12 protein-coding genes are annotated in these 15,848 nt (G+C 64.8%); 1 reads left to right on the top strand and 11 read right to left on the bottom strand.

Going from position 1 to position 15,848, the window contains the following annotated elements; genetic code table 11:
* Positions 1-68 precede the first annotated feature (68 nt).
* Both GRB80_RS01130 and GRB80_RS01125 read right to left on the bottom strand, forming a co-directional pair.
* A complete protein-coding gene (locus tag GRB80_RS01130; RefSeq protein ID WP_161422251.1) occupies positions 69-806 on the bottom strand; it encodes a sulfite exporter TauE/SafE family protein in 738 nt (245 codons plus the stop codon).
* Positions 799-1,998, bottom strand: coding sequence for a Bcr/CflA family multidrug efflux MFS transporter (locus GRB80_RS01125; protein ID WP_161422250.1), 1,200 nt, complete (start codon positions 1,996-1,998; stop codon positions 799-801). The genes GRB80_RS01130 and GRB80_RS01125 overlap by 8 nt, the downstream gene beginning before the upstream one ends.
* A 134-nt stretch (positions 1,999-2,132) precedes the next feature.
* On the opposite strand from GRB80_RS01125, the gene tal reads away from it, so the two are divergent.
* A complete protein-coding gene (gene tal / locus GRB80_RS01120; RefSeq protein ID WP_161422249.1) occupies positions 2,133-3,071 on the top strand; it encodes a transaldolase in 939 nt (312 codons plus the stop codon).
* An 18-nt stretch (positions 3,072-3,089) separates the two neighbouring features.
* Here the strand turns inward: tal and GRB80_RS01115 are convergent, their stop codons facing one another.
* The 9 genes from GRB80_RS01115 to GRB80_RS01075 all read right to left on the bottom strand — a co-directional run bounded on the left by GRB80_RS01115 (position 3,090) and on the right by GRB80_RS01075 (position 15,805).
* Positions 3,090-3,599 (bottom strand): STAS domain-containing protein, encoded by a 510-nt coding sequence (locus GRB80_RS01115; RefSeq protein WP_132041454.1) that lies wholly within the window; start codon positions 3,597-3,599, stop codon positions 3,090-3,092.
* A complete protein-coding gene (locus GRB80_RS01110; RefSeq protein WP_132041453.1) occupies positions 3,586-4,746 on the bottom strand; it encodes a PP2C family protein-serine/threonine phosphatase in 1,161 nt (386 codons plus the stop codon). Before GRB80_RS01110 ends, GRB80_RS01115 begins: the two co-directional genes overlap by 14 nt.
* 9 nt (positions 4,747-4,755) lie before the next feature.
* A complete protein-coding gene (locus GRB80_RS01105; protein WP_161422248.1) occupies positions 4,756-5,532 on the bottom strand; it encodes an MlaA family lipoprotein in 777 nt (258 codons plus the stop codon).
* 25 nt (positions 5,533-5,557) lie between these two features.
* A complete protein-coding gene (locus tag GRB80_RS01100) occupies positions 5,558-6,670 on the bottom strand; it encodes a beta-ketoacyl-ACP synthase III (RefSeq protein ID WP_161422247.1) in 1,113 nt (370 codons plus the stop codon).
* 63 nt (positions 6,671-6,733) lie between these two features.
* On the bottom strand, positions 6,734-10,738 hold the full coding sequence (hrpA, locus tag GRB80_RS01095) for an ATP-dependent RNA helicase HrpA (protein ID WP_161424192.1): 4,005 nt from the start codon (positions 10,736-10,738) through the stop codon (positions 6,734-6,736).
* 153 nt (positions 10,739-10,891) lie between these two features.
* Positions 10,892-12,577, bottom strand: coding sequence for an AMP-binding protein (locus tag GRB80_RS01090; protein WP_161422246.1), 1,686 nt, complete (start codon positions 12,575-12,577; stop codon positions 10,892-10,894).
* A gap of 95 nt (positions 12,578-12,672) precedes the next feature.
* Positions 12,673-13,509, bottom strand: coding sequence for a class II glutamine amidotransferase (locus GRB80_RS01085; RefSeq protein ID WP_132041449.1), 837 nt, complete (start codon positions 13,507-13,509; stop codon positions 12,673-12,675).
* The gene (locus GRB80_RS01080) at positions 13,502-15,334 is read right to left on the bottom strand and encodes a VWA domain-containing protein (RefSeq protein WP_161422245.1); all 1,833 of its coding nucleotides are present in this window, start codon (positions 15,332-15,334) and stop codon (positions 13,502-13,504) included. The genes GRB80_RS01085 and GRB80_RS01080 overlap by 8 nt, the downstream gene beginning before the upstream one ends.
* A gap of 33 nt (positions 15,335-15,367) precedes the next feature.
* Entirely contained in the window at positions 15,368-15,805 is a 438-nt protein-coding gene (locus GRB80_RS01075; RefSeq protein ID WP_132041447.1) for a hypothetical protein, read from the bottom strand.
* Between the last annotated feature and the right edge of the window lie 43 nt (positions 15,806-15,848).

Here is a 15,848-nt window from a genome sequence, read left to right as displayed (position 1 = left end):
AGCTTTATGACATCACTAGGCCCATCAGAGAACCAGTGCACCCCAGGGCTCTCGCTAGAAGTTCCTCGCTAGAGCAGCAGGCCCAGCGCCGCCAGGGTACAGAGCGCCAACGAGGCGCCCTGCAGCAGGCGACGATCGACGCGATGGGCGACGCGATTGGCCAGCCAGGTCCCGAACAGCACCGCCGGCACGAAACTCACCGCCATGCCCAGATGCCAGACATCAACCCTGCCGACCAGACCCAGGGTGGCCAGGGTCATCAGCGAGGTCACCACGAAGAAGGCCGAGAGTGTCCCGCGCAGACGATCCGGTGAGAGGCCATGCAGCAGCAGCACCATCGGTGGCCCACCGATGGCCGCGACCGTACCAAAGAGGCCGGACAGCACGCCGGCGCCGAACAGCGTGCCGCGATTGACCGGCAAGCGCAGGCGAAACAGGGTCACCGCGACGGCAAACAGCACGCTGCCGGCGATCAGCTTTTCCAGTACTGCCATCGGGGCGGCCAGCAGCAGCCAGGCACCCAACCCGTTGCCGGGCAGCCGCCCCACCAGGGCCGCACCGATCTCGCCAAGGCGTACCTCATGGAAATAATGGCGCAGGGTCAACAGCGAGACGGTAAAGCCGAACAGCACCAGCACTACCGGCACTAAACGCGGCTCCAGCAACAGCAGCAGAGGCGCCCCCACCACCGCCAGGCCGAACCCCGTGGCACGCTGCACGAAGGCCCCCAGCGCCAGCACCAGGGCACAGCCCAACCAGGTCGCGCCGTTCATCTCGAACCCGCTCGGCAGCAGCGACTCAGCCATGAGCCCGCTGCTCCGGCTCTGCCGTGCCTGCCAGCACTCGAATACCCAGGTTCGCCAGCAGCGTCGCCCCGAGCATGGTGCCCACCATGGGCCAGGCACTGTCGATCTCGAAGGCTCCGACCAGAACCCCAGCCAGGGCACCGCAGGAGAACTGAATGCTGCCCTGCAGGGCTGCCGCCGTGGCACTCATATGCGGGAAGCGATCGAGCAGCGAAGTGATGGCGTTGGGCGCCACCAGACCGATGGTGCCGGCAAACAGCATGATCAGCGGCACCATGGTGGCCAGCGACTCCAGTCCGGTGGCCACCAGCAGCGCCAGCCCAAGACCCGCCACCAGCTGAATCCCCAGCCCCAGGCGCAAGTTCTGCAGCGGCGTATACCACCTCAGCAGGCGAATGTTGAGACGGTTGGCGGCCACCATGATCACCACATTGACGCCGAACACCAGCGGATAGAGCGAGGGCGTCAGGCCGAAATGCTCCAGATAGAGAAACGGCGAGGCGGTGACGAAGGCAAACAGACCGGCGAATGTCATCGACGCGGCGGCGATGAAGCCCATGGCCCGGCGGTCGCGCAGCACCGACACGTAGTTGCCCAGCACCTGCCGTGGCGTGGTTGCGAAGCGCCCGGGGGCGCGAGTCTCGGGAAGGCGCGTACCGAGCAGCCACATCAGGAAGCTCGCGTAGACAGCCAGGAACACGAAGATCAACCACCAGTCGCCCAGGTAGAGCAACGCACTGCCCACCACCGGTGCCGCGAGAGGCGCCATCAGCATGATGATGGCCATGGTCGACATCACCTTGGCTGCTTCACGGCCCTGGAAGCAGTCGCGCACGATGGCGGCCGAGTTGACCACGGTAGCGCCACCGCCCAGGGCCTGGACGAAGCGCCACGCCAGCAGTTCAGGCAGCGATCCCACGGTGGTAATCACCAGGCTGGCTAGCAGAAACACCACCAGCCCACCGAGCAGCACCGGCTTGCGGCCTATTCGATCGGAGACAGGGCCGAAGATCAGTTGGCCCAGGGCAAAACCGGCCAGAAAGGCCGACAGCGACAGCTCGGTATGATGAATGCTGGCGCCGATACCCTCCGCCAGGGCGGCCATTGCCGGCAGGTAGGCATCGATGGCGAAGGGTGCAAGCGCGGTATTGGCCGCAACCAGCAGTGCCAGGCGGCGGGCGTTGAGCGTCAAGGCTGCTCCTTGCGGATAGCGTGTGGAAGTTAAATAGCCTGCAAATAATAACCGATAACGTCGCGACTTGCCGGATCTGTTCGCTCTCCGGCTAGCTTGCTAGAGTGGGAGTCCACTTCATGGAGGAGCACACAATGGCCGACGATCTGCTATCACAACTCAAGGACATGACCACGGTAGTCGCCGACACCGGCGACATCGAGGCCATCCGCCGCTTCCAACCCAGCGATGCCACCACCAACCCCTCGCTGATCCTGCAGGCGGCCCAACAGGAGGCGCGCCGCCAGCGTCTCGGCGAGATCGCCCGTTCGGCCATCGATCTCGATGACGCCCTGGACGCGGTGGCGGTGGAGATCGGCAGCGAGATCAGCGAACTGGTGCCTGGCTATGTGTCCACCGAGGTGAGCGCTCGCCTCTCCTTCGATACCGACGCCACCCTGGCGCGAGCCCACTCGCTGATCGAACGCTACGCTCGCCATGGCGTGGGTCCCGAACGCATCCTGATCAAGGTCGCCGCCACCTGGGAGGGCATCCGCGCCGCACGTCAGCTCGAGCGTGAGGGCATCCATACCAACCTCACGCTGCTGTTCAGCTTCACCCAGGCCCAGGCCTGCGCCGACGCGGGCGTCACCCTGATTTCCCCCTTCGTGGGGCGCATCCTGGACTGGCACAAGGCACAGCAGCCGGAGGCCGACTTCAGCGGCGACAACGATCCCGGCGTTCGCTCGGTGAAACGCATCTATGAGCACTACAAGGGCCACGGCTACCAGACCATCGTGATGGGCGCCAGCTTCCGCAACAGCGGCGAGATTCTCGCCCTCGCCGGCTGCGACCGCCTGACCATCTCCCCGGCCCTGCTCGCCGAGCTTGCCGAGACCCGCGGCCCTCTCGAGCGACGGCTGACGCCCCAGGGGGCCGAGACCCGTCCCCCCGAGCCGCTGGACGAAGCCGAGTTTCGCTGGGCATTCAACGAGGATGCCATGGCCACCGAGAAGCTGGCCGAGGGAATTCGCAAGTTCATGGAGGACCAGCGCAAGCTGGAAAGCCTGCTGAGTGAGCTAAGAAGGGGCTAGCCTACCGAGGCCTCCCCCTCACTGCTGGCGGGAGGCGTCTTCCTGAGCCTCGAGCATCTCCACGAGGGGCTGGAACTCCTCGCGGTTGTGTTCGTTCATGCGCATCAGGATGCGATGCGCCTCGAGGATCCGGCGTCGTGTCTCCTCGACATCGATGGGGATCTCGGGCAGATCACAGAGCTCACAGACCTCGGTGATGGGCGACTCCACCATGGTGAAGAAACGCGAGAAGCCCATCACATCCAGCATGCGCTGAACGTCAGGATTGTCGACCACGATGGTGGGGCGCTCCGCCAGCCGCCCCTGGACGGCCATGGCCACCTTGGCCAGAAAGCCCAGCGCGGTGGAGTCCACGTTGCTGGCATCACGCAGGTCGATGATCAACGACTCGAGCCCTGGAGTGCTCGCCAGCTGCTGGGCCTGACGGTCTAGGGTGGCACAGAGTGTCAGCCGTACGTCGCCGCAAAGCTTGAGGACGAATACCCCGGCATCGAATGCCGCCTTGATACGCCCTTCATGAATCAGCATGGCCAAATCCGCTCAACATCATGATCGTCAGGTCGTCGGGCAACGCCTTGTCACCCGGCGCGGTGTCCAGGGCCAGATTGGCCGTGAGGTCCGCCAGTGTCGCGCTGGCCTGAATCTGCCGCTCGAGCTCCACAAGTCGCGCCTCGAGGGTATCACCCGGCAGGCACTCCAGGACGCCATCCGAACACAGCCACAGGTGAAACCTTTCCGGTAGCGAACAGCCCAGGGTCGGGTAATCGGCGCCCGGAAAGAGCCCGACCGGCATGCCTTCGCCCGCCAGAGTGGTCACCTTGCCGTCCGTCATTAACATCGGCATAGGCAGTTGCGCGCCCAGCGAATAGTGCAGATAGCGACGCTCGAGGTCAATGATACCCACAAACAGGGTGGCGTGCTTGCCGATGCCGGTCTCCAGCAACTCCTGGTTGAGACCCTCCAGCCAGCGTGCCGGTAATGCCTCGGGATGCTCGCCATCCCACTCGGCCTGCCAGCGATTGGCCAGGTACTTGAGCAGTACCGTAACGAAGGCCGATGACGCCCCATGCCCCGATACATCGGCAAAGTAGAACAACAGATAGCGCTCATCGAGAAGATGGAAGTCGAGGAAATCTCCCGAGAGGTAGAGGTAGGGGGCAAACCAGTAGTCACAGGTGATACCACCCAGGGACTGGGGCCTGGGCGGCAGCAGCTTGCGCTGGATCTGGCCGCCGGCCTGCTGGTCGAGACGCAACATCGCCAGGTGTGTCTCGAGGGTCTCGTTGAGCTCTTCCAGGCGCAGCTTGTCGCGGCGGCGCGCTTCTTCGAGCTCATGCAGCCGAATCGCCTTGCGGATCATGCGTCGCAGCAGCTGACCGTGCCGACAAGGCTCGACGATATAATCCACGAGTCCCGCATCCACCGCCGAGAGCAGATCGGAAGCATCACGATTATCGCTGACCACCAGGGTTGGCAGGCTCTCGCATAACGCTGGCCAGTCGGCCGCCGGTACCGCCCGCACATGGGCCACCACCAGCGCCACTTCAGGAGGCAGAGCCTCACTGTCGGCGACGGCCACTACCGCCAGACCATCCCGGGCGATGGTTTCTGCCAGCGCATCGCGTGCCGGGCCTGGCATGTCGATTACGCCGATCAGCTGCTTGGGACGTTCCATGTTCAGGCCTCAGTCGGCAAAGGCGTCGTCGAAATCGCCATCATCGAAGTTGAATTCGTCGCTGGCAAAGGGATCGTCGCCCAGCTCACCATCACTGACCTCGAAACGACGCTGCTGCAACCAGGCATCACGCACAAAACTGTAGCGATCCCCCTGGATCAGCGCCTCCTGGTCGAGTATCCCTGCCCGTGTATCGACGAGGCGCAGGGCCGTCAGCCCTAGACGGGTGCCATCATCCTCGATGTAGGTCGTCGGGTAGGAGTAGATGTCCACGGGCTGGCCTCCGGCATCACGCACGGTGCTCGGGCCGAACAGCGGCAGTACCAGATAGCGCGACTCCTCCCACCCCCAGGCGCCGAGGGTCTGGCCGAAGTCCTCCTTCCTGCCGGTGACCTCCAGGCGACTGGCGACGTCCCAAAGCCCCCCTACCCCCACGGTGGAGTTGATCAGGAAACGTGCCGTGGCAACGCTGGCGTTACGCGGTTTGCCCTGCAGCAGGCTGTTGAGCGCGGTACGCGGTTCCCCAAGGTTGGAGAAAACGTTACCCACTCCAGTCTCCACCGGGTCTGGCGTGACGAAGCGATAGGCTCGCGCCACCGGTTTCAGCGCATATCGATCCAGCACATCATTGAAGGCGAACATCTTGCGGTTGAAGCCTTCCCAGGGGTCATCGGGATGACGCTCCTGCTGCGTGCCACCGCTTGCGCATCCGGCCAATACCCCGGCAATGGCCAGCACCAGCACACCACGCCACACCCGTTTATCCTGCCCCTTGGCATTGCTCATCAATATCTCCCTGAAATTTCTGATATCAGACGCGCCGAACCACCACGCTGCCGGCGCTGTAGCCGGCACCGAAGGAGCAGATCACGCCACTGTCGCCGGCGGCCAGGTCATCCCGGTGCAGATGGAAGGCGATGATCGAGCCTGCCGAGCTCGTGTTGGCATAGCGGTCGAGGATCACCGGCGCCTCATGCTCGTCGGGGTCACGCCCCAGCACGCGACGAGCGATCAGATCGTTCATATGCCGGTTGGCCTGATGCAGCCACATGCGAGCCAGGTCATCGCCTCCAAGGCCAAGACTCTGCAGATGATCACGGATCAGTGTCGCCACCATGGGACACACCTCCTTGAAGACTCGCCGCCCTTCCTGCACAAACAGCTTGTCCTCAGCCAGCGGATCGGTATCGGTCACGCGATTCAGGAAGCCGGCATTGTTGCGGATCGCATTGGAGAAGCGTGTCACCAGACGAGTACCGAGGACCTCGAAGCGCTGCGTGGCAGTGGCCAGGTCGTCACGTTCCAGCACGATCGCCGTGCAGGCGTCACCGAAGATGAAGTGACTGTCGCGATCCCGGAAGTTGAGGTGCGCCGAACAGATCTCGGGGTTGACCACCAGGGCACGACTGGCGCTGCCGGCGCGGATGGCGTTGGCTGCCGTCTCGATGGCGAAGGTAGCCGAGGAACAGGCGACATTCATGTCGAACGCATAACCGCCAGCACCGAGCTCGGCCTGTAGCTCCACCGCCAGCGCCGGATAGGGGCGCTCAAGGTTGGAACAGCCGACGATGACCAGATCGATTTCACCGGCCTCCACGCCGGCGTATTCCAGGGCCTCACGGGCGGCCCTGGCGCCCATCTCGCACTGGATCGAGGGCTCGTCGTTATCACGCTCGCGCAGCCTGGGGCGCATACGCTCTGGGTCGAGGATGCCCGCTGCATCGAGCACATGGCGGCTGTGAATGCCCGACGCCTTGACGATAAAATCACTGCTCGAGTGCGCCAGGCGCTGCTCGTTGCCGGCCCGCTGGCGGCGCTCATTCTCGGCGTCTACCCAAGCATTGAACGAGGCCACCAGGGCGTCGTTGTCGATGCTGTGTTCCGGCGTATAGAGTCCCGTGCCGGTTATCACCACTTGATTCATGCCATTCTCCTTGCGACGGCCGCGACCGCCAGGGTCACCGCGGCGCCCAGTGTGACGGGACGCTCAACCACGCCCGGTAATTTCGGCCCAGCGCCTCTCGAGTCGCTTCGCGGATACGGGGAAGGCGGTGCCCAGCTGCTGGGCAAAGAGCGAGACGCGCAGCTCCTCGATCCACCAGCGAAACTCGTCAAGCTCGGGCGGCACCATGCCGCCGCGGCGTTCGCTCTCCAGCCGCGCAGAGAGCCGCGCCTCGAGCTCCTGAACCTGCTGCATATACATCTGGTCACGATTGCGCTCCTTGGGAGCCTTCTCCAGGCGAATCAGCGCCGCCTCCATATAGCGAGGATACGCCTGCAGCCACTCGCCTGCCTCACTGATAAAACCGGGGTGCACGAGGCGAGCCATCTGCGTCTTGAGATCAGCGTAGACCAGCGCCAGCGCCAGATTCAGGTTGCCTTTCAGCGCCTTGGTCACGGCCAGATGGCCCTTCAGGGCATCCTCGACGATGGCCAGACGCCGCTTGGCCTCTGGCAGCAGCGCCTCCTGGTATTGTGCCAGACGCGTCTCGAAGTCGTCGGTAGAGCGCGGCAGCGGCTCCACCGCCAGGGTGCTGGCGAACACCGCACGCACCAGATCATCGGCGAACTGACGACGGCTGCCCACCTTGGCAAACAGCAGCGCACAGGTCTCCACCCCCTTGAGCCGCTCGACCTCGCGCACGATCTGGGGCAGTTTGCGCATGGCCAGCGTCACGATGCCATCGCGATGCGCCTGACGCGCCTTGTCGGGATGATCGAAGAGCTCCACCCCGAAGGCATCCCCCCTGGGCACCAGCGCCGGAAAGGCCTCGACACGAATGCCCGCCTGAGTGGTCACCCGAGACTCGGGAAGCCCCTCCGCGGGCAGGCCTTCCAGGTCATCGGCCACACTGGCCTGCCGTGCCAGGGCCCGGGCGCCCTCCCCCGCGGCCGCCTCGAAGCGCCGCTCCAGTTCACGTGCATCGCGCCCCTGCCCCAGGAGCTCACCGGCGTGATCCACCACCCGAAGGTTCATCACCAGGTGAGGGTCGAGTTGATCCAGGCGCCAGTCATCGGGATGCACCCGCACCCCGGTTCTGCGGCGCAGGAACTCGCCCAGCGCCTCGGTCAGCGGCGTATCATCGGGAACCATGGCCTCCAGGGCGGCATCGACCCAGTCGGGGATCGGCACCACCTGGCGGCGCACCGACTTGGGCAGCGACTTCATCAGGGCGATGCACTTCTCGCGCAGCATGCCCGGCACCAGCCACTCCAGCCGTGCCAGCGGCAGCTGTGGCAGCATCGCCGCCGGCACGGTGAGGGTGACCCCGTCGTCCACCGCTCCAGGTTCGAAGTGATAGTCGAGGGGGTAGCGCACCCCATTGAGCGAGAGTACATCCGGATAGTCGCTGGCGGTGACCTCGCTGGCCTCCCGCGCCAGCAGGGCATCCCGGTCGAACTTGAGGATGCCGGGGTCATCGCGCTCGGCCTTGCTGCGCCAGGCCTCGAAGCCCTTGCCGTGATGGATCTCGGCGGGGATGCGCTCATCGTAGAAGGCAAACAGGCTCTCCTCGTCGACCAGGATATCGCGCTTGCGCGCACGATCCTCGAGATCCTCGACCTCCTCGATCAGCGCCCGGTTGTGGGTAAAGAACTCTCCACGGGTTCTGAACTCCCCCTCCACCAGGGCCCGGCGGATAAACAGCTCCCGGGCCTCGGCCGGTGCGATGGGCCCATAGTGCACCCGCCTGCCACTGACGATGGGCAGGCCGAAGAGGGTGACCTGCTCGCTGGCGACCACCTGGGCCCGCTTCATTTCCCAGTGCGGGTCGGCGTAGCTGCGCTTGACCAGATGGCCGGCCACGGGCTCGATCCAGCGTGGGTCGATCTTCGCCACGGTGCGGGCGAAAAGCCGCGTGGTCTCCACCAGCTCGAAGGCCATCAGCCACTTGGGCGACTTCTTGGCCAACCCCGACCCCGGGTGAATCACGAACTTGCGATTGCGCGCCCCCAGGTAGTCGCGATTCTCGGTGAGCAAACCCAGGTGGGAGAGCAGCCCCGGCAGCAGCGCGCGATGCAGCGCCACGCTGCTCTGTCGTCTCGCCTCACGGCTGGCCTCCGTGGGCTCACCCTCATCGGCCACGGGAAGAGGCGCCGGTGGCGGCACCTCGATCTGCATGTCGCGCAGCAGCTGACGCAGCTGCCGGAAGGTATCCTGCCACTCGCGCATGCGCAGGTAGTTGATGTAGCGCTCCTTGCACCAGCGCCGGAGACGGTTGCCGGAGAGCTCTTCCCGGGCGGCCTCGAAACCGTGCCAGAGGTTGAGCAGCGCCATGAAGTCGGACTCGGGATCCTGCCATCGGCGGTGAGCCTGGTCCGCGGCCTGGCGCTTGTCCGCCGGGCGGTCACGGGGGTCCTGCACCGCCAGGCCTGCCACCACGACCAGCACATCACGCAGCCCGCCCTGCTCGGCACCGGCCAGCACCATGCGCGCCAGTCGCGGATCAATGGGCAGTCGGGCCAGCTTGCGTCCGATGGGGGTCAGGCGGCTTTCCTGGTCGACCGCGCCGAGCTCGAACAGCAGCTTGAAACCGTCGGTAATGAAGCGCGCATCCGGCGGGTCGACGAAGGGGAACGCCTCGATACTGCCAAGCTTGAGCGACAACATCGAGAGGATCACCGAGGCCAGATTGGTACGCCGGATCTCGGGATCGGTAAACTCGGGACGAGCGAGGAAGTCCTCCTCGTCATAGAGGCGAATGCATACACCCTCGGCAATACGCCCGCAGCGCCCCTTGCGCTGATTGGCGCTGGCCTGACTGACCGGCTCCACCGGCAGGCGCTGGATCTTGGAGCGGTAGCTGTAGCGGCTGATACGCACCAGGCCGGGATCGATCACATAACGGATGCCCGGCACGGTGAGCGAGGTCTCGGCGACGTTGGTGGAGAGCACGATTCGTCGACCGGCATGGGGGGCGAAGACCCGATTCTGTTCGGCATTGGAGAGCCGCGCATAGAGCGGCAGGACCTCGGTGCCACGCAGATCGGCACGCCGTAGGGTGTCGGCGGTTTCACGGATTTCGCGCTCACCGGGCAGAAAGACCAGCACATCACGGGGGCCATGACGCCACCCCTTCTCGCGCTCGATACGCTCGATCTCCTCCACGGCGTGGAGGATCCCCTCCTGCAGGGTGCGGTCCTCCTCGTCATCGGCCTCGCGCACCAGCGGTCGGTAGCGCACCTCGACCGGGTAGGTGCGCCCCGAGACCTCCACCACCGGCGCGGGTGTCGCCTCTCCCTCGGCACCTGGCAGCGCGAAGTGCGCCGCGAAACGCTCCACATCGATGGTCGCCGAGGTGATGATCACCTTGAGATCGGGGCGCCGCGGCAGCAGCCGGCGCAGATAGCCGAGCAGGAAGTCGATATTGAGGCTGCGCTCGTGAGCCTCGTCGATGATGATCGCCTCGTAACGGCGCAGGTCCGGATCGTGTCGTGTCTCGGCCAGCAGGATACCGTCGGTCATCAGCTTGACCAGGGTGTCATCGCCGCTCTGGTCGGTGAAGCGCACCTGGTAGCCCACCTGCTCGCCCAACGGTGTCTCGAGCTCCTCGGCCAGGCGCGTGGCGACCGAGCGAGCGGCCAGCCGGCGTGGCTGGGTATGGCCGATCAGTCCGCGCCGCCCCAGTCCAAGCTCCAGGCAGAGCTTGGGCAGCTGGGTGGTCTTGCCGGAGCCGGTCTCGCCGGCCACCACTACCACCTGATGGTCGCGAAGGGCCGCCAGGATATCCTCGCGATGCTCTACCACTGGCAGCTCGGGCGGGTAGTTGAGCGTGACCGGCCGGGCCGTACGGCGCTCCATCAGGCCGCGAGAGCGCGCCATGGCTTTTTCCACCTCGGCCAGGCCGCGATCCACCGGCTTGCCCTCCTTCAGGCGACGCGACAGTCCCTTGAGGCGCTTTTCCAGGTTCGGGTGGTCGCGCAACAGCACGCTATCCAGTCCGAGGCGCAACTGGCGCAGTCGCTCGGCATCGGAAAGGCTTTGTGAGGTGATGGCAGGGGTCTCGTCGGGCACGGCGACTCCGGTAAGGACTGGCAACTAGGGGCTGGTATCAAGGGATGACAACAAAGCCCGCGCCGGAGACTCCGACGCGGGCGGCCTATTGTAACGCCGCGGCCGCAGCGGCGGCCAATCGATGACGGGGACTCAGTCGCCCTTGCCGGCCTTCTCCCGCTCCTCGTCCCTGAGTTGGCGGCGCAGCACCTTGCCTACATTGGTCTTGGGCAGCTCGTCACGCACCTCGACGACCCGCGGCACCTTGTAGCCGGTGAGCTGCTTCTTGCACCAGGCGCGCAACGCCTCGGGGTCGATCTCGGCGCTGCCACGGGGCACCACGAACAGCTTGATCGTCTCGCCGCTGGCAGCATCGGGCACCCCCACCGCCGCCGCCTCCAGCACATCGGGATGCTGTGCCACCACGTCCTCGATCTCGTTGGGATAGACGTTGAAGCCCGAGACCAGAATCATGTCCTTCTTGCGGTCGACGATGCGGATATAGCCATCTTCCTGCAGCACGGCAATATCCCCGGTATGGAACCAGCCCTGTGCATCGATCACCTGAGCGGTCTCGTCATCACGGTTCCAGTACCCCTTCATGACCTGAGGACCCTGAACACAGAGCTCACCCGGCTCCCCGAAGGCCAGGTCATTGCCATCGGCATCCACCACCTTGACCCGAGTACCCGCAACCGGCTTGCCAATGGTCCCCAGCTGTATCGCGTCGACGGGGTTGAAGCTGACCACCGGAGAGGTCTCGGTCAGCCCATAGCCTTCGGCAATCTCGCAGCCGGTGACCTCCTTCCAGCGTTCGGCCACCGACCTGGTCAGGGCCATGCCCCCGGAGATGGTCAGGTGCAGGCGAGAGAAGTCCAGAGAGCGGAAATCCTCGCGGTTGCACAGGGCATTGAACAGGGTGTTGAGACCGATAAAGGCGGTGAAGGGCACCTTGCGCAGCTCCTTCACAAAGCCCGGGAGATCCCTCGGATTGGTGATCAACAGCGAGTGGTTGCCGGTCTCCATCAGAAACAGGCAGTTCACCGTAAAGGTATAGATGTGATAGACCGGCAGCGGCGCGATCACCACCTCATTGCCATGTTCGAGACCCGGGCCGATGGCCTGGCCGGCCTGGATCATGTTTGCCACCAGATTTCGATGGGTCAGCATGGTGCCCTTGGCCAGGCCCGTGGTCCCCCCGGTGTACTGCAGTGCCGCCACATCATCGAGCTCGCGCTCCACTTCGCGATGCTGTTGGGCGCTTCCCACCTTGAGGGCCTGGCGCAGTGGCGTGTGGCCGGGAAGCCGATAGGCCGGCACCAGCTTCTTGAGGTGCTTGACCGCCAGGTTGATCAGCGGTCGCTTGGGAAAGCCATGCAGATCCGCAAGCTCGGTCACCACCACGTGCTGGATATCGGTACGATCGAGGATCTTCTCGAGCTTGCCTGCCATGTTGGCGAGTATCACGATCGCCTTGGCGCCCGAATCCTTGAACTGGTGGGCCATCTCGCGTTCGGTATAGAGCGGATTGGTGTTGACCACCACCAGGCCGGCACGCATGGCACCGAACACCGCCACCGGAAACTGCAGCAGGTTGGGAAGCTGAATGGCGATGCGATCACCTGGCTGCAGGGTGGTTTCATGCTGCAGCCAGGCCGCGAAGTCACCGGAGAGACGCTCCAGGTCGGCGAAGCTCAGCGTCTGCCCCATGCAGCTGAAGGCGGGCTTTTTGGCATATTTGCCCACCGCCGCGTGGAAGATGTCGGTGACCGACCGGTACGCCTCCATGCCGCTGAGCTCGGGGCCTTCGAGAATGGGGGCGTGGGCATGTTCACTCATCACGTGTCTCCGCAGTATCGACGATATGACATCGACGCTTCTTGTTATCCCGAGGCTACCTTACTACCGTGCCTGCCGCGCTGTAAAACGATTGATTAAAACCCCTGTTTAGATTCTTGACCTGGCGCGTCCCGTGCTTCTTCGCGTTGGCCAAAACGGGCCTGTATCTGACCATCTCGCCACACCAGCAGCTCACCGGGCGCCATCCGCTCCCAGGCCTCATTATCGGTCAGCGGCTCGGTGGCAATCACCGAGACAATATCGCGGCTGGTGGTATGTTCGGCGAAATTCACCGTCAGCTCGGCATCCGACAGGCTCGCACTGCCAAAGGGGGCACGCCGGGTGATATGGGCCAGCTTGGTGGAGCAGTAGGTGTAGAGATAGTCACCATCGGCAAGCAGCAGATTGAATACCCCCAACCCCCGGAGCCGTTCGCAGAGCTCATGAAGCAAGCGCCACAAGGCCTGGCGCTGCTCTGCGTTCTCGGGACGCCGAGGGAAACCGCGGCGCAGCTCGCCCAGCAACCAGCAGAAGGCGTGCTCGCTGTCGGTACCCCCTACCGGGCGATAGAAGGAGAGGGGGAGCGACTGCCACCCTTCGAGCTGACCGTTATGGGCATAACACCACGGCTGTCCCCACATCTCGCGGACAAACGGATGGGTATTGGCGAGCCGCACCTGTCCCACATTGGCCTGGCGAATATGGCTGATCACGATATGCGACTTGATCGGATAATCACAGATCAGGCGTGCGATGGGCGAGCGCACCGAGGGGTGCGGGTCACGAAAGTCGCGATAGCCTCCCTCCTCGTAGAAGGCGATTCCCCAGCCGTCGCGATGCGGTCCTGTCCCCCCTCCCCGGTGCAGAAAACCGGTAAAGCTGAAACAGATATCGGTCGGCACATTGGCACTCATGCCCAACAGTTCACACATGGGGATCCTCCCGATGGGCAGGACGCCGCCGCTGGCGACGACCGCGTAACAAGAACAGCAGTATCACTATCAAAACAGCGCCGCCGGCCAGCGCCCAGACCAGCGGCCTGGCGGCCAGCCCCGATAGCCGCGGCTGCCAGCTGGTGCGCCAATGTTCTACCCCGGACGCAACCCCCCGATTGATAGCCCCGACAAATCGCTCGACGACACCACCAGGGTCAGCGTCTCTACCATGACCGGCGGCCAGATCCTGGTGGAAACGCTCGGCAGAAAGCTCGCCACGTCCTCTGGCCAGGTCGAGGCCGGTGGCAGACTCGGCAAACAGCATCAGGGGGGGCAGACGCAGCTCATGGGTCTGGGCCTGAAGGCGCACCTCGGCGCCCAGCTTCAGGGGGCGACTGACGCTGTCATCCAGTTCGGGCAGGGCGACCATCCAGCTTCGCTCGCCCCGGGGCTCGATCTCGAGGCGCTCCCCGGCCAGTTCCGCCCAGGGACGCGTATTATGATGAGCCAGCTCGGGGTGGCGAGCGGTCAGCACCACGCGCCGCGACTCGGGCTGATGGCTCGCCTCGAGTGGGGCCAGCAGGTTGATCGCCTGGCTGCGCTGACGGACCATCCCCTCGGCCTCGGCCGTGATCACCAGACGCGCCCCCCCCGGCAAGGTAGGGGCTGGCAGCTCGCCACGAAAGCGTTCGCCGTCGTGGGCAAGCCGGGTCGTGGCCCACACCTCGCCATCGGCAGCGGCGAGGTCGGCACGCAACGAGAGCCCCTCTAGCTCGTCTGTGTAGGGCATACCATCGCGTTCGAGCCAGGCTTCTACCGGTATTGGGAAGCCCAGGAAGGCCGTGGCAGGTAACTCCCCGGTACGCAGGGTCAGTGCCGAGGTAACGCCGATGCGACTCTGCTCGGTCACCTCGCCCTCTATGCGCCACTCGCCGGGTATGGGATCGGGAACCCGCAGCAGGTCGAAGCGAGGCTCTACCTGCCATCGCCACCCCTGGGGTGGCGCGTCGGCACGATACTCCCTGCCCTCCGGCCCCAACAGCATCAGCGGCTCGGCATCGGGGTCGTGGAAGAGAAGCGCCGAGAAGGTCTCGATGCCGGGCTCTATATGAAAGCGTCCACCCTCCAAGGGAACACGGTCGGTGGGAAAGATGCGTTCGACGATGTCCAGGAAGGCGACGAGCAGGCTCTCGGGAGACGCTACCAGGGCGGGCAAACCACCGGTAGTGCGGGAAAGCGACTCCACCAGAGCCATATCGGCCTGATCGGAGAAGGCGATGGCATGCACGACCACCCCGGAATCGGCAAGCTCCACTGCCAGCTCGTCGAGCAGCTCTCGACGCGAGGCCGCATCCACCTCGGGCTTGGAGCCTCGCGCTGGGGGCAGGTCGATCACGCCATCGGTCAGCAGAACCAGGTGGCGCCAGCCATCGGCCGCTGGCGCCGCGGCGCGGCGTACCGCGGCCTCGATATCGGTATAGGGCTGCACACCCGCCAGCGCAGGGCCCAGCGCCTGAGCTCGACGTCGCCAGACGGCATTGACCTCTCCGGATGGCAGCGGATTCGCCACCGTCTCGCCGAACGTCCAGACTCCGGCGGAGGTGCCCTCGGGCAGCAGCGATACCAGCAGTTCAAGGGCGCTGGCCCTGAGACGATCCGGGTCGTTGGCGCGCATGCTGCCCGACACATCGATGATCACCCGCACCTCGGGCCGTTCCTCGACCGGCTGTGCCAGCACGGCGGGAGCCAGTGCGCACAGGAAGGTGAGCACCAGCCAGGCACCCATATACCGCCCTGCCCTGTCCCGGACTCTGCTGGCCATCCCGGCCTCCTTATTCGCTTACCCCTGGTTCGGTCACCCCTGGCCGACCACCGGCTCTCGCCGTACGGCACCACGCGGACCGACACCAGCGCCATTCTCAGGCTCTCCCGGGGAAACCGACTTGCTGGGGCCCCTGCCACGCCACCACAGCAGCAGTCCGAAGAGCGCCCCCAACCCCGCACCCAGCAGCGTCAGGACAAGGGCCGGCATCAACGCGTCGGCGTTGCGCTCGAGAAAGGCAACCGCGGCCACGACAACTGCCGGTGCAAAGCCGGTGTAGACATCCCCATCTTCAAGCAGCGGGAGTTGAAAACGCGCGGGCATCCACATGACACCCGCCACCAGCCAGGTGATTGGCAATCTCAACAATCGTGGCAGGAAGGCCAGCCCCAGATAACCGGTGAGCAATATCACCAGCGACAAGACGCCGTAGCTCAGCCATAGTAGGCTCATCGATTCGGTAATAGGCATTGCCACCTCACTTTTCACTTATCCGAGTATGGTACATCCCGCG

Origin of the sequence: Halomonas icarae, assembly GCF_009901955.1 — a bacterium.
Taxonomy (GTDB): domain Bacteria; phylum Pseudomonadota; class Gammaproteobacteria; order Pseudomonadales; family Halomonadaceae; genus Halomonas; species Halomonas icarae.
The sequence above is the reverse complement of the archived record's forward strand: the minus strand, read 5'-3'. Positions and strand labels throughout refer to the sequence as shown.